Genomic DNA, 13535 nt, shown 5'->3' with positions numbered 1-13535 from the left:
GGATTCAGATTATTATCAACATCAGAAGAAATATTTGGACAGACCTCGATATAAACGGCCGTCTAATATTTAGAATACCCGCGAGCGCCAAAAATAAAGGCATTGTTTTCAGAGCCTGACAGTATGACTCAATTGCCTTCTTCGCAAACAATCGCCGTCAACTTGGTGTGACGGCCTCTCACCGTTAGGTAGGATTGCTGTACTTTCGGAGCTCTTCAAAAAGCGCGCGAATGACAGGTCGTACGCCGTGACCAGAAAACTGCTCGATATAGTAATTTCCCAACCCAGAGATCGCAGGTAAAGCGCTGCACACAACCAACCCAAGAGCCTCAACCAGATTTTGGGACGCCGGCCAGGGAACAAGAGCCAGAGAAGACCGCTCCTTGACCATCATGAGAGCAAGAGGCGTTGTGTCCACAGATTCAATCATTAAAGACGTGTCTTCAAAAACACCGGGATAACGAGCCAAGAGTGTGTTCCACCCGACCGCATGTGACCTCACATCAAGGAGCTTGAAATCTGCTACCGCGTTTGCAGTCGTAATACGATCTACGTCTTCCGGCTGGCCGACCACCACATGGCTTATTCCCATTAACCAGCCAGGATGCTCACGCGTGGACATGGCATAATCAAAACGGATGACAAGGTCTGGCTCCCGGTGCCTCTGCGCATCTTCGATGATCAGATCCACGCGCACGGATGGATGCTTTTTTTCAAAAGCACATAGGCGCCGCGGTAACCAGCTCAGAGCCATAAGCTGACTTGCAACAAGCGAAACACGCTCAAGCTCACGCCGAGGGAACAAAGACGCAGATTTCGCCTCAATAGCCCTAAGAGAAACCTGCACGGTCGGCAGGAACTCATTTCCTTCCAGCGTAAGCCGAACCTTGTTGGCACTTCTCAGAAACAACGGCTTCTTGAGATAGGTTTCCAGCGCCAGGATCTGCTGACTGACGGCAGCGGCAGACATGTTCAGCTCACGCCCTGCAGAGGCAAAACTCTGATGTCGCGCTGCGGCATCGAAAACGCGAAGCCAGTTCAAGGAAGGGATACGATACGACTGCATCCTTAAAGCGTAAGCTCAGCTTATGCTTTCTGCCAAGAAGAAATATATTCCGATATCGCATTTAAAATTCTAAATCGATCCAGTGAGCCTTTCCTGACGCGCCTTTAGCGGAAACTTCATGAATGCCAGTTCGTGCGACATGTCTCCTTATTCCGTTTCTGCTTCTGACGTGTTCGCCGTCTGTCGTCGCAGAAGATTATCCTCGCCACATCACAATCGCTACGGAGGGGACCTATCCACCATGGGCGTTTGCAAAGCCGGATGGCTCATACGCTGGCTATGAAATGGATCTCGTGAAGGCCCTCTGTCAGCGAATGAATTCAACCTGTAAAATCGTTACACAGGATTGGAACGGCCTTATTCCCGGGCTGCGCGTTGGGCAATACGACGCAATCATTGCCTCCATGGGCATTACAGATGAGCGCAGTAAAATTGTCTCATTTTCGCACCCCTACACCCATGCTCCAAATGGATTTCTTACCTCTGGTACGAGCGCCCTCACCCATTTGCCCAGAGCTGGCATTCCTCTGGATCTGACCCGTTTTCCCCAAGATGCCAAAGCTGCACTGGAAGAGCTGAACCTTGCATTCGCAGGGAAAGTGCTTGGCGTTCAAACAGGCTCGACAGCCGCAGGATTTGCCGAGGCTTATCTGCCGGGTTTGAAAGTCATGGAATACTCTTCCGTCGACCAGTTAGGGCTTGAGTTAATGGCCGGCCGCATCGACATTGCCATCGCCAACGTGACGACCTTCAAGACGATGATTGAAGGGGCTCCCAAGGGCGCACTCGTGTTGACCGGACCTACATTTTCTGGAGGCGTACTGGGATCAGACACGACCAATATCGCGTTCCGACCAGATGATGACAGCCTGCGCAGCGCCTTCAACGCAGCTCTAACATCCGTCAACAGCGATGGAACCAATCAGGCGCTCTCTGAAAAATGGTTCGGCACGGATATTTCGATTCATGAATGACATCAAAACGCATGTCTCGCCGCCCGAGACATCTGCTCCGGATACGGCTGAGCAATCCTTTTCTGCTGATACAGGTTTCAAGCTGTTCGCCGCACTCGGCCCGGTCCCAGACGCCATCACTCTATTTCTGGATGACCAACCGATCATTGCTCGCCAAGGTGATACTGTCGCCGTCTGCATACTCCGCACAGGCGTTCCCTATAACCGTCTGAACCCTGTCTCCGGTGCCCCGCGTTTGCCGTACTGCATGATCGGACACTGCTTCGAATGTCTTGTGGAGATTGACGGCATTGCCAATCAACAGGCGTGCCTGACGGTCGTACGTGACGGCATGAAAATCCGCCGTCAGTTGGGTGCGCCTCTGGCTTTGAAACACCCTGAAGTATGACACAAGACAACATTCCTCCGTACGACGCAGACGTTATCATCGTTGGGTGCGGCCCTGCCGGAATGACGGCGGCTGTCGAGCTTGTTCAGGCGGGCTGCTCCGTCATTGTTCTGGACATGCAGCCGACCCCAGGCGGCCAGATTTTCCGTAACCTTGAGGCTAATCTGCGCGACAGTAGCCCATCAGGACAAACGCTATTGGACGCCCTCGGACCAGCCTATAAAGCGGGCGCTGAGCTGATCCAGCGCTTCCGGACATTCCGTGGGATTGACTATCGCCCCCAGACAACCGTGTGGGAAGTGCGGCCTGACGGAACCGTCGGCTGGTTACAGGGCATAAATGCTGGCTATGTGCGAGGACGTCAGGTTCTTCTGGCTCACGGCGCTATGGAACGGCCCGTCCCATTCCCGGGATGGACGCTACCCGGCGTCATGACAGCTGGGGCCGTCCAGACACTTCTGAAGGCAGGACACCTCAAACCTACCGGCAACGTTGTCCTTGCTGGCACAGGCCCTTTGTTGCTGTTATTGGCAAACCAGTTGCATCAACTGGGCATCAAACCAGCATTGATTGGCCGTACTGATCGCTTTGCTGATGCGCTTTCCGGCGTGAGCCATCTGCGGCCGGGTGGCCTACTTCCCCTCATAAAGGGGCTCGGATGGGTTGCGCGTTTGAAAGCTGCGGGTGTGAAGTCTGTGACAGGACTGAAGGACCTTGCCGCACATGGACACCGGAAAGTCGAAGCAATCAGTTTTACCGCGAACGGCAGACAGCAAACGCAAGCCTGCGACCTGCTGATCGTCCATGACGGCATTGTGCCATCCATCGATATACCCAATAGCGCGGGACTTCGCCTTCAGTGGGACGAAGCGAATGCAAGCTGGCGCCCGGATACAACCTTTGACGGCCAGACAGCCTCGTCTCTCCCGCCAGAACTGTATGCCGGACGTTGCGTCATTCGCGTCACGGGGGATGCCCGAAGGATCGGAGGGGCAGATGCCGCAATGGCGCACGGCAGACTGGCAGCCCAATCTATCCTGGCTGATCTGGGTCGGGGAACAGGACCATGCAGCAAGGCTGTTCGTTCCGTCAGAAAGTCCCTCTCAGTACGACCGTTTCTGGATGCTGTGTTTCCACCCGGTCTGTCTCGTGCCCTTCCAGAGAACGACACGATTGTCTGCCGTTGCGAGGAACTGACAGCTGGAAATCTACGGGAGAAGATACGCTCCGGTTTCAGAAACATGGATGCGCTACGCGGTGAAACGCGTTGTGGTATGGGTCCATGTCAGGGACGCAGTTGCATGGTGACAGCCGCCCGCCTGCTTCAGGAACATACTCACGCTACCGCCTGTCCACCCACGTTCAGAGGACGCCCCCCAATCCGTCCCATACCATTAGGTGCAATAGCAAACCTGTCTGGCCTTGACCCCAGAGCCACCATACGCCTGACACTCGAAGACAAGCCCGAACATGGCGTAGAGGAGACGGTTGATGTTCCGGCAGAATGAAACCGCGCTTATAATTGGCGCCGGACTTCAAGGCTGTTCGATTGCGCTGTTCCTGGCCAGAGCGGGCTGGAACGTGACGCTACTCGATAAGAATATCGCAGGGCGCCATGCGTCCAGCGTCAATGCCGGGGGCTTGCGGACTTTGATGCGCGATTGGCGGGAATACCCTCTTTCCGAACTGGCCATGCACCACTGGAAACATCTTGACCAGCTCGTCGGACAAGACGCCGCAGCGTCCTGTGAAGTCCGCCTTGGAGTTGGTCAAATTGCCGTCGCACTTGATGAGGCGGAGCTTTCCTGGACGTATAACCGCGCTCAGGACATGAAAGAACGTGGATTAGGCGCAGAGGAACTCCTGTCAGCAAAAGACGTCCGACAGATGCTACCCGGCCTTACAGACAAAGCCCTAGGGGGCCTCGTATCGAGGGGCGACGGACACGCAAATCCGGCGGCAAGTACCCGTGCCTTTAGAGAGGCAGCTATCGCCGCGGGTGCACAGATTGTCGAAAACTGCCGTGTTCTGGGGCTGGATCGGGCACCCGGCGGCGGATGGGCTATTGAAACCTCATCAGGTGCGTATGGAACTGGCGTTCTCATTAACTGCGCCGGGGCTTGGGGAGCACAGATCGCAGCCATGGCTGGACAGACACTCCCCCTGAAAGTCGTTGCCCCCTCCATGATGGTTACGGCGCGGACGCAACCCTTTCTGGAACCCGTTGTGATCGGGATTGACCGTCCGCTATCGTTCAAGCAGAGCGCCGTCGGATCGCTGGTGATCGGAGGAGGAATTCTTGGAAAGCCCTGCGCGGACCATGATACCTCCTTCACCGTGATGGACCGGATGACGCAGGGTGCCGCGGCTACTCTGGAAGCCTTTCCCGGGCTGGCGCACGTGCCAGTCCTGCGCACATGGACCGGGCTCGAAGGCTCCACGCCTGATGGAATTCCCTTCATAGGGCCAGGCAAAAACACGTCAGATTTCTGGAATGTCTTCGGGTTCTGCGGTCATGGCTTCCAGCTTGCCCCAGCCGTTGGCCATGTCGTCAGCCGATCGCTTGTCAGCGGAAAGGTTGATCCGCTTCTGACGCCGTTTTCCTGTGCTCGCTTTAATACGGGAGGGGCAGGATGAACACACAAAGTCTGGCTCTCGTCGGGTTTGGCCCAGACGGTTGGGGGAAACTTCTGCTGTTAGCTGCGGGTCTGACACTGGCAGCAGCAGTGTGCAGCTTCGCACTCGGCAGTCTTCTCGGGACTGTCGGCGCAGCTCTAAAACTTGCCCCAAACCATGCTCTGCGTTGGATAGGAACATTCTACACAACCCTGTTCCGCGGCATTCCGGAAATTCTGGTCGTCTACCTTTTCTATTTTGGGGGATCACTTGCCCTGACGCATCTAATGCATCTGGCAGGCTTCCCCGGTTTCTTTTCACTCCCGTCGTTCGTCATCGGGGTCGTTGCCATCGCTCTGGTTTCCGGCGCCTATCAGACGGAAGCTTTTCGCAGTGCATATTGTCGTCTGGAACGTGGGCAAATCGAAGCAGGCAAGGCCTGTGGGATGTCGTCTACTGTCTTACTTAGGCGCATCATAGCTCCTCAGACACTCCGATTTGCGCTCCCGGCTCTTGGCAATATCTGGCAGTCCGTTTTGAAGGAAACAGCTCTTCTGTCCATCATCGGACTTGTAGAACTTCTCCGACAATCCACGATTGCATCCGGCGCAACACGGCAGCCTTTATTGTTTTATGGGGTGGCGGCCCTCGTCTATCTCATCATGGGGCAGACGACGGCTCTCGGCATCAGGGCCGTCGAAAAGCGCTTTTCCCGCTGCTGGGGCCGATAAGATGGATTGGTCCTTTCTCTTCGAAACACTCAAAACGCTTCTCGCAGGCGTTCCGCTTACGCTGCAACTGGCGACAACGGCACTCTGCACCGGATTTGTTCTAGCTGCTTGCATAGCGACATTAGCAGAAAGCGCCTTTGCTCCCGCGCGCTGGTTTTCACGCCTTTATGTCATGCTCTTTCAAGGAACGCCCCTGCTGGTGCAGATCTTTGTTATTTATTACGGGTTCGGACAGATAAGCTTTCTCCGCTCTTCCTTTGCATGGCCTCTTCTGGCGCAGGCTTACTGGTGTGCCATTCTGGCCCTTTCGCTCAACACATCAGCGTATGGGGCAGAAATTATCCGTGGAGCTATCGCGGCGGTTCCTGAACGTGAAATCGAAGCCGGACGTGCGATCGGGATGGCAGGGCTTCTTCTGCGCCGCAGAGTTATCTGGCCGCAAGCTCTGCGATATGGACTGGCCAATTACGGGAACGAAGCTATCCTGCTGCTCAAGGCTACATCGTTGGCCAGCGTGATCACGCTGATGGACGTCACCGGTCTCGCCTACAGACTGGTTTCAAAGACCTACCGTTCGGAAGAAATCTTCACTGTTGCGGGCCTGATCTACCTTGCGATGACCTTTGTGATCGCCACCTGCGTCCATATGCTTGAAGGCCATCTTAACCCCAGTCGCCGGGTCTGACCCAGACAAGCCGTCTTTTCCGGAGTTTTCATGGAACCGTTCCCGCAAGAAACAGCCCCGCTGCCCGGCGCAACCGTTATCAAAGCCGTCGGATTAACGAAGCGCTACGGCGTTTTAGACGTCCTTCAAGGAATTGATCTGGAAGCCCACGAAGGGGAGGTCATTTCCATTCTGGGGGCGTCAGGTTCAGGTAAATCGACTTTCCTCCGTTGTCTGAACCTTCTGGAGGTTCCCTCAGGCGGCGCTCTTAATATTTTGGGTGAGGATATTCGTTTCCGGCTCAAAAGAGGCGAGCAGCACATTGCTGACGCGCGGCAGGTCAATCGCCTGCGATCGCAGGTTGGTATGGTTTTCCAGAATTTTTGCCTGTGGAGCCACCGAACGGTTTTACAGAATGTTATGGAAGGCCCGATCCACGTTCAGGGGCGAAACCGCTATGAAGTCCGTGATGAAGCTGAAAAAACATTGGCCCGCGTCGGGATGCTGAACAGGGCAGAGTATTACCCGTCCCAGCTTTCTGGCGGCCAGCAGCAGCGTGTAGCGATTGCGCGCGCCATTGTCATGCGCCCGCGTGTCCTGCTGTTCGACGAACCGACCTCCGCACTGGACCCGGAACTGGTGGGTGAAGTCCTGAAAGTCATGCGGGATCTGGCGTCAGAAGGCCGAACCATGCTCATTGTGACGCATGAAATGGCCTTTGCACGGGATGTTTCAAGCCGGATCGTTTTCCTGGAAAAAGGCACCGTTCGAGCCCAGGGAAGCCCGCAAGACTTGTTCAAAGGTGGAATGGATGAGAGCTTTGACAGATTTATCAGCCATTTCTCCCGGCCGGGCTGATGCCCTGTAACAGAATACAGCACATCATGCGGTCAGTAGACCGTGTGTCGGAAAGGAGTTGAGATGAAGACGTGTCAGATCCTGGGTGTTCCCACGCAAAGTGGAACATCCGAAAGAGGATGCATTATGGGCCCGACAGCCTTCCGCATAGCCGGTCTTCCAGAGATCCTGCAGGACCTTGGATGGACCGTAACGGATGTGGGAGATGCCGTGCCTACAGAAATGCCAGACGTAAGCCATTCCAATCCCGCTGTGCGTAATCTGGATGCGATCATCGCCTGGACCAAAAGTGTGGGCGAGCGGGCCTATGAAATGGCCAAAGCCTGCGACTTTCCTATCTTCCTAGGTGGCGATCATTCCATGTCAGCCGGAACAGTCTCCGGTGTCGCACGTCACTCACAGGATCTGGATCAGCCGCAGTTCGTCCTGTGGCTGGACGCACATACAGATCTGCACACCCTTCACACGACGACCAGCGGTAATCTGCACGGCACACCTGTCGCTTACTTCACAGGTCAGTCGGGTTTCGAGGGCTTCCCAGCTCCTGCCGCCCCCGTTGATCCCCGCAACATGTGCATGATGGGTATCCGTTCGGTCGATCAGGCTGAAAAACGCCATGTAGCGGAAATCGGGATTACAGTTTTCGACATGCGCGCGATCGACGAACAGGGAATTGTCGCTCCGCTTAACAGCTTTCTGGACCGCGTCCGGGCTGCCAACGGGCGCCTGCATGTGAGCCTTGATGTCGATTTCCTTGATCCGGACATTGCTCCTGCCGTTGGCACGACGGTGTGCGGCGGGGCAACATTCCGCGAAGCACACCTCATCATGGAAATTCTTCACGACAGTGGCCTCGTGACGTCGCTGGATCTGGCGGAACTCAACCCCTTCCTGGATGTCCGCGCAAAAACCGCCCTGCTCATGACCGATCTGGCCGCCAGCCTCTTCGGCCGCCGTGTTCTCGAACGTAAAACAAGGACCTATTGAGATGCCTTTTTCTGCTCCCGCCCCTTCACATCTCGCCTTTGTGCCGTTCGTGTCGGTCCAGAACATGATGGCGCTCGTCCATACGATCGGGATTGAGACCTTTCTGCGCGAACTTGGAGAATATCTGGAGGCTGACTTCAAGCGCTGGCCTGAATTCGACAAAACCCCGCGTGTAGCCGCTCACTCCGCCGAAGGCGTCATCGAACTGATGCCCACGAGCGACAGCAGCCTATACGGGTTCAAATACGTCAACGGCCATCCGAAGAACATGAAGGAAGGTCTTCAGACCGTAACGGCCTTTGGTATGCTGGCGGATGTCGCATCTGGCTACCCGGTACTCCTGTCCGAAATGACACTGCTGACCGCGCTTCGCACGGCAGCAACATCCGCCATGGCAGCAAAATATCTGGCTCCGGCAAACGCCAAGACAATGGCCATCATCGGAAACGGCGCACAGTCTGAATTCCAGGCCATGGCCTTTCGCGAAATTGTCGGCATTCAAGCGCTGCGTCTGTATGATCTCGACCGGGCAGCTTCGGAAAAATGTGCCCGTAACCTGAGCGGACAGGGCTTTGACATTACAATCTGCAAGACCAGTGAGGAGGCCGTAGAAGGCGCCGACATCATCACGACCGTCACAGCGGACAAGCAATGCGCAACAATTTTGTCCGACAATATGGTCGGTGCTGGCATTCATATTAACGCCGTTGGTGGTGACTGCCCGGGCAAGACAGAACTTCAGCGCGATATTCTGCTGCGTTCCACGATTTTTGCGGAATATCCGCCTCAGACGCGCATTGAAGGTGAAATCCAGCAGCTTCCGGAAGACCATCCCGTCACGGAGCTGTGGCAGGTCATTAACGGTGAGGCCAAAGGCCGCGCCAGTGACAGCCAGATCACGCTGTTTGATTCCGTAGGTTTCGCAATCGAGGACTTCTCCGCCCTGCGCTATGTTCGCGACAAGCTGGAAGCAACCGGTCTGTACGAAAAGCTCGACATGGTGGCCGATCCTGATGATCCGCGCGATCTGTTCGGGATGCTTCAGCGCTCCAAGGGCACGGACACGCCCTGAAACAGTATTCTGGCTGCCTCCACGAGGCAGCCAGATCAGGCCTTAGAGGCCGCCCTGCTCGACGATGAAACGGGCGATTTCGGGCACGCCCTCGCCAGCGCGGATATTGGCGAAAACAAACGGCCGCGCACCGCGCATCTTTTTGCTATCGCGGTCCATAACACCCAGATCGGCACCGACATAGGGTGCGAGATCGATCTTGTTGATGACCAGAAGGTCGCTCCGGGTAATACCGGGCCCACCCTTGCGGGGAATCTTGTCCCCTGCCGAGACATCAATCACATAGATCGTCAGGTCCGCCAGTTCGGGGCTGAAGGTCGCGGCCAGATTATCGCCGCCGCTTTCCACCAGAACCAGATCCAGCCCCTCGAAGCGTTCCGTCAGTTCGGCGATGCCCGCCAGATTGATGCTGGCGTCTTCGCGGATGGCCGTATGGGGGCAGCCGCCCGTTTCGATCCCCTTGATCCGTTCCGGCGGGAGGGAGCCCGCGCGGGTCAGGAACTCGGCGTCTTCGCGCGTATAGATGTCGTTCGTGATGGCGGCGATGTTGTACTCGTCGCGGAAGGTCCGGCACAGGGCATCCATCAGGGCGGTCTTGCCCGTCCCCACCGGTCCGCCGACGCCGACCCGCAGCGGCCCGTGTTTTGCTTTTGTCATGTTCTGAACAACCTCGTTGTCTGGGTTTCGTGATGCATGGCCGCGAGGTCGGAGCGGAAGCACGCGCCCCCGACATCGTCCAGGGTCCGATGTTCCGTAACATTCATGGCGCGTGAGAGACGCGGTTCCAGCCGGGCCAGAGCGTGCAGGCCGTCCGTCTGCCCGAGTGGGAGTGGGACCAGACGCACCGCCGCGGAGACAAGGGCGGCGATGGTGGTGTATCCACCCGACAGCAGCGCCTGCTCGCGCGTGATGCCGCCGCGCCGGAAGACCAGCCCCTGCGCGACCGGCAGCGGCCAGCGCGTGCCGCGCAGTTCGGACGGATCGGGCGTGACCGGCCAGACGGATGCGGCCTTGAGGAAGGCTTCGCCCTGATAGACTGTTTCGTCATACCGCTCCCGCGATGAGGCGCAGGCGCAGGCAAATTCCGCCAGAGCACGCAGGCGGGGCATGTCGTGCGCGGCGCTCCAGGCCTCCTGAAGGATGATCAGGTCGCTGCCCGGCGCGCCGTGCTCCAGGAGGCAGCCAATCCAGTCGCAGAGTGTGGCGACATCCGTGACGTCTCCGCTTTCCACCGCCCATTCCAGACCGTGGCTGTAGGCGTATCCGCCCGTTGGAAAGGCTGGCGACACCCATGACAGGAGGCGCAGGAAGGCGGCGCCTGTCTGCGGGAGCGGGGTTTCAGTCATGCGTGTGGTGATGGTGCCCGTCCCCGTGATGGTGCGGTTCGTGGCCGCCCGAGCGGGAAGCATAGGCCCCGCTTTCCGGGTCGAACGGTGCTTCCACCCGGCGCACATGGCCGCCCAGACCGTGGATCATGTCGGCGATGACGTGATCGTAGCGCACGAGGATGCGATGTTCGGCAATCGCGGCGGCCAGGTGGCGGTTGCCCAGATGCCACGCAAGCTGAAGTAGTTGCAGGGGGCTATGGGCCGTGACTTCCATCAGCTCTTCGGGCAGGGCTTCCACGCGGATGATGCGGCCATCCTCCAGGCGCAGCCCTTCCCCGGCCTGAAGCAAACGGGCATGTTCCAGCTCCAGCCGGATTTTCTCACCGTTTTGCAGGGTCAGCATCATCCGGCGACGGTGTCGCCCTTCATAATCGGCGACGAAGGTGCCGCTGGCCTCAGTTTCGGGCCAGCTTCCGGCGGGAAGGATATCCAGGATTTGGGTCATCAGAACAGGAAATACCTCTGGGCCATGGGCAGGACTTCGGCGGGCTCGCAGGTCAGGAGCACGCCATCGGCCCGCACTTCATAGGTTTCGGGGTCGACTTCAATATGGGGCATGGCGTCGTTATGGATCATGCTGCGTTTGCCAATCCCGCCACGCACGTTCGAGACGGCCGAGAGCGGCCGACGCAGACCCAGCTTTTTGCCAACATCGTCTTCCAGCGCGGCCTGTGACACGAAGGTCAGGCTGGTATGGGTCAGCGCGCCGCCATAGCCGCCGAACATCATGCGGCCATGCACGGGCTGCGGTGTGGGGATCGAGGCGTTGGGATCGCCCATCATCGCATAGACGATGGCGCCGCCCTTGATGACCAGATCGGGTTTGACGCCGAAGAAAGCGGGTTCCCACAGGACCAGATCCGCGAGCTTGCCGACTTCGATTGATCCGACTTCATGGGACAGTCCATGGGAGATAGCGGGATTGATGGTGTATTTGGCGATATAGCGCTTCACGCGGGCATTATCCGCAGCGCCATCCCCCAGAAGTGCGCCGCGCTGGACCTTCATTTTATGCGCCGTCTGCCAGGTCCGCAGTGGAACCTCACCCACACGTCCCATGGCCTGACTGTCTGATGACATCATCGACAGCACGCCCATGTCATGAAAGATGTCCTCCGCAGCAATCGTCTCACGACGGATGCGGCTTTCGGCAAAGGCGATGTCTTCCGGCACCCGCTGGTCCAGGTGATGGCAGACCATCAGCATGTCCAGATGTTCGTCCAGCGTATTGACGGTGAACGGACGCGTGGGGTTTGTCGAAGACGGCAGCACGTTGGGCAGGCCTGCCACGCGGATGATGTCCGGCGCATGGCCTCCGCCCGCGCCTTCCGTATGGAAGGCGTGGATCGTGCGGCCCTGAAAGGCGGCGATCGTGTCCTCGACGAAGCCGCTTTCGTTCAGCGTATCGGTATGGATCATGACCTGCACGTCCATGCGGTCCGCAACGCTCAGGCAGCAGTCGATGGCGGCGGGGGTTGAGCCCCAGTCTTCATGCAGTTTGAGGCAGCAGGCCCCGGCGCGCACCATTTCCTCCAGCCCATCCGGGCGGGAGGCGTTGCCCTTGCCCGCGAACGCCAGATTGACCGGGAAGGCTTCCGCCGCCTGAAGCATCCGCGCCAGATGCCAGGGGCCGGGTGTGCAGGTTGTGGCGGCCGTGCCGGTGGCAGGGCCGGTACCGCCGCCGAGCATGGTCGTGATGCCCGATGCCAGTGCTTCCTCGATCTGCTGCGGGCAGATGAAATGGATGTGGCTGTCGATCCCGCCGGCGGTCAGGATCTTGCCTTCGCCCGCGATGATTTCGGTGCCCGGACCAATAATGATGTCCACACCTGGCTGGATATCGGGGTTGCCTGCCTTGCCGATGGCCGCGATCCGTCCCTCGCGGATCGAAACGTCGGCCTTGACGATACCCCAATGGTCGATAATCACCGCATTGGTAATGACAGTATCCGCCGCCCCTTCGGCCCGCGTGACCTGCGACTGGCCCATGCCGTCGCGGATGGTTTTGCCGCCGCCGAAGCGGACTTCCTCGCCATAGGTCGTGTAGTCGCGCTCGATCTCGACCAGAAGGGCTGTATCGGCGAGGCGCAGGCGGTCGCCGACCGTGGGGCCGAACTGTCCGACATAGTCAGGTCTGGAAAGACGCATCACTGATCCACACTCCCCATGACATCGCCCCGGAAGCCCACGACGCGCCGCAGGCCGCGCAGGGGGACGAGCGTGACTTCGCGGTCCTGCCCTGGTTCAAACCGAATGGCCCCGCCCGACGCAACGTCCAGACGCCAGCCTGTGGCCTGCGCGCGGTCGAATTTCAGGGCTGGGTTGACCTCGGCAAAATGATAATGGCTGCCGACCTGCACCGGCCGGTCGCCAGTATTGGTCACCAGAAGCGTCTGGCGCGGCTGGCCTTCGTTGAGCACGATCTCGCCTTCGGCGGGCAGGATTTCTCCAGGTATGGCACCGGCTGCGAGTGATTCAGCGTATCGGGTCATGAACGGTCACCAGCTTTGTGCCATCGGGAAAGGTCGCTTCCACCTGCACGTCATGAATCATTTCGGCCACACCCTGCATGACCTGTTCACGCGTCAGAACGCGGCCGCCACTGGCCATAAGTTCAGCAACGCTCCGGCCATCCCGGGCGCCTTCGACGACGTGATCGGTGATGAGGGCCACGGCTTCCGGATAATTGAGCACGACACCGCGTTCCAGCCGACGGCGCGCGACGTTTGCCGCCATTGCCACCAGCAGCTTGTCCTTTTCCCGGGGGGTAAGTTTCATGTCCTGCTCCGTT

16 protein-coding genes are annotated in these 13535 nt (G+C 58.2%); 9 read left to right on the top strand and 7 right to left on the bottom strand.

Annotation, left to right across the window (positions count from 1 at the left end):
* Positions 1–184 precede the first annotated feature (184 nt).
* Positions 185–1066, bottom strand: a complete 882-nt coding sequence (locus GCE01_RS10385; protein WP_099212792.1) for a LysR family transcriptional regulator — start codon at positions 1064–1066, stop codon at positions 185–187.
* 122 nt (positions 1067–1188) lie between these two features.
* On the opposite strand from GCE01_RS10385, the gene GCE01_RS10380 reads away from it, so the two are divergent.
* From GCE01_RS10380 to GCE01_RS10340, 9 genes are all read left to right on the top strand, one after another.
* Positions 1189–2040, top strand: a complete 852-nt coding sequence (locus GCE01_RS10380; RefSeq protein ID WP_099212791.1) for a transporter substrate-binding domain-containing protein — start codon at positions 1189–1191, stop codon at positions 2038–2040.
* Positions 2033–2428: a (2Fe-2S)-binding protein gene (locus tag GCE01_RS10375; protein WP_174694833.1), complete on the top strand. Its 396-nt coding sequence runs from the start codon at positions 2033–2035 to the stop codon at positions 2426–2428. The genes GCE01_RS10380 and GCE01_RS10375 overlap by 8 nt, the downstream gene beginning before the upstream one ends.
* Positions 2425–3936 (top strand): FAD/NAD(P)-dependent oxidoreductase, encoded by a 1512-nt coding sequence (locus GCE01_RS10370; RefSeq protein ID WP_099212790.1) that lies wholly within the window; start codon positions 2425–2427, stop codon positions 3934–3936. Before GCE01_RS10375 ends, GCE01_RS10370 begins: the two co-directional genes overlap by 4 nt.
* A complete protein-coding gene (locus GCE01_RS10365; RefSeq protein ID WP_099212789.1) occupies positions 3920–5065 on the top strand; it encodes an NAD(P)/FAD-dependent oxidoreductase in 1146 nt (381 codons plus the stop codon). The genes GCE01_RS10370 and GCE01_RS10365 overlap by 17 nt, the downstream gene beginning before the upstream one ends.
* Positions 5062–5775, top strand: coding sequence for an ABC transporter permease (locus GCE01_RS10360; RefSeq protein ID WP_099212788.1), 714 nt, complete (start codon positions 5062–5064; stop codon positions 5773–5775). The genes GCE01_RS10365 and GCE01_RS10360 overlap by 4 nt, the downstream gene beginning before the upstream one ends.
* A 1-nt stretch (position 5776) precedes the next feature.
* Positions 5777–6460, top strand: a complete 684-nt coding sequence (locus tag GCE01_RS10355) for an ABC transporter permease (protein ID WP_099212787.1) — start codon at positions 5777–5779, stop codon at positions 6458–6460.
* Positions 6461–6490: 30 nt separating this feature from the next.
* Positions 6491–7297, top strand: a complete 807-nt coding sequence (locus tag GCE01_RS10350; protein WP_099212786.1) for an ATP-binding cassette domain-containing protein — start codon at positions 6491–6493, stop codon at positions 7295–7297.
* Between the two features lie 63 nt (positions 7298–7360).
* Positions 7361–8284 carry an arginase gene (rocF, locus tag GCE01_RS10345; RefSeq protein ID WP_099212785.1) on the top strand — a complete coding sequence of 308 codons (924 nt, stop codon included), beginning with the start codon at positions 7361–7363 and terminating at the stop codon, positions 8282–8284.
* Between the two features lies 1 nt (position 8285).
* Positions 8286–9356, top strand: coding sequence for an ornithine cyclodeaminase (locus tag GCE01_RS10340; protein ID WP_099212784.1), 1071 nt, complete (start codon positions 8286–8288; stop codon positions 9354–9356).
* Positions 9357–9398: 42 nt separating this feature from the next.
* Here GCE01_RS10340 and ureG read toward each other — a convergent pair whose 3' ends face one another.
* Genes ureG through GCE01_RS10310 form a run of 6 tightly spaced genes read right to left on the bottom strand, consistent with a single transcriptional unit; the run spans position 9399 to position 13522 of the window.
* A complete protein-coding gene (gene ureG / locus GCE01_RS10335) occupies positions 9399–10013 on the bottom strand; it encodes an urease accessory protein UreG (RefSeq protein WP_099212783.1) in 615 nt (204 codons plus the stop codon).
* Positions 10010–10702: an urease accessory protein UreF gene (locus tag GCE01_RS10330; protein WP_099212782.1), complete on the bottom strand. Its 693-nt coding sequence runs from the start codon at positions 10700–10702 to the stop codon at positions 10010–10012. Before GCE01_RS10330 ends, ureG begins: the two co-directional genes overlap by 4 nt.
* Positions 10695–11189 carry an urease accessory protein UreE gene (locus GCE01_RS10325; protein WP_099212781.1) on the bottom strand — a complete coding sequence of 165 codons (495 nt, stop codon included), beginning with the start codon at positions 11187–11189 and terminating at the stop codon, positions 10695–10697. The genes GCE01_RS10330 and GCE01_RS10325 overlap by 8 nt, the downstream gene beginning before the upstream one ends.
* Positions 11189–12895, bottom strand: coding sequence for an urease subunit alpha (gene ureC, locus GCE01_RS10320; protein ID WP_174694832.1), 1707 nt, complete (start codon positions 12893–12895; stop codon positions 11189–11191). The genes GCE01_RS10325 and ureC overlap by 1 nt, the downstream gene beginning before the upstream one ends.
* The gene (locus GCE01_RS10315; RefSeq protein WP_208611646.1) at positions 12892–13236 is read right to left on the bottom strand and encodes an urease subunit beta; all 345 of its coding nucleotides are present in this window, start codon (positions 13234–13236) and stop codon (positions 12892–12894) included. Before GCE01_RS10315 ends, ureC begins: the two co-directional genes overlap by 4 nt.
* On the bottom strand, positions 13220–13522 hold the full coding sequence (locus tag GCE01_RS10310; RefSeq protein ID WP_099212779.1) for an urease subunit gamma: 303 nt from the start codon (positions 13520–13522) through the stop codon (positions 13220–13222). Before GCE01_RS10310 ends, GCE01_RS10315 begins: the two co-directional genes overlap by 17 nt.
* Positions 13523–13535 lie beyond the last annotated feature (13 nt).

The organism is Gluconobacter cerinus, from assembly GCF_002723935.1.
GTDB lineage: Bacteria > Pseudomonadota > Alphaproteobacteria > Acetobacterales > Acetobacteraceae > Gluconobacter > Gluconobacter cerinus.
Note: the sequence above shows the minus strand (reverse complement) of the source record. Positions and strands in the feature narration are given on the sequence as shown.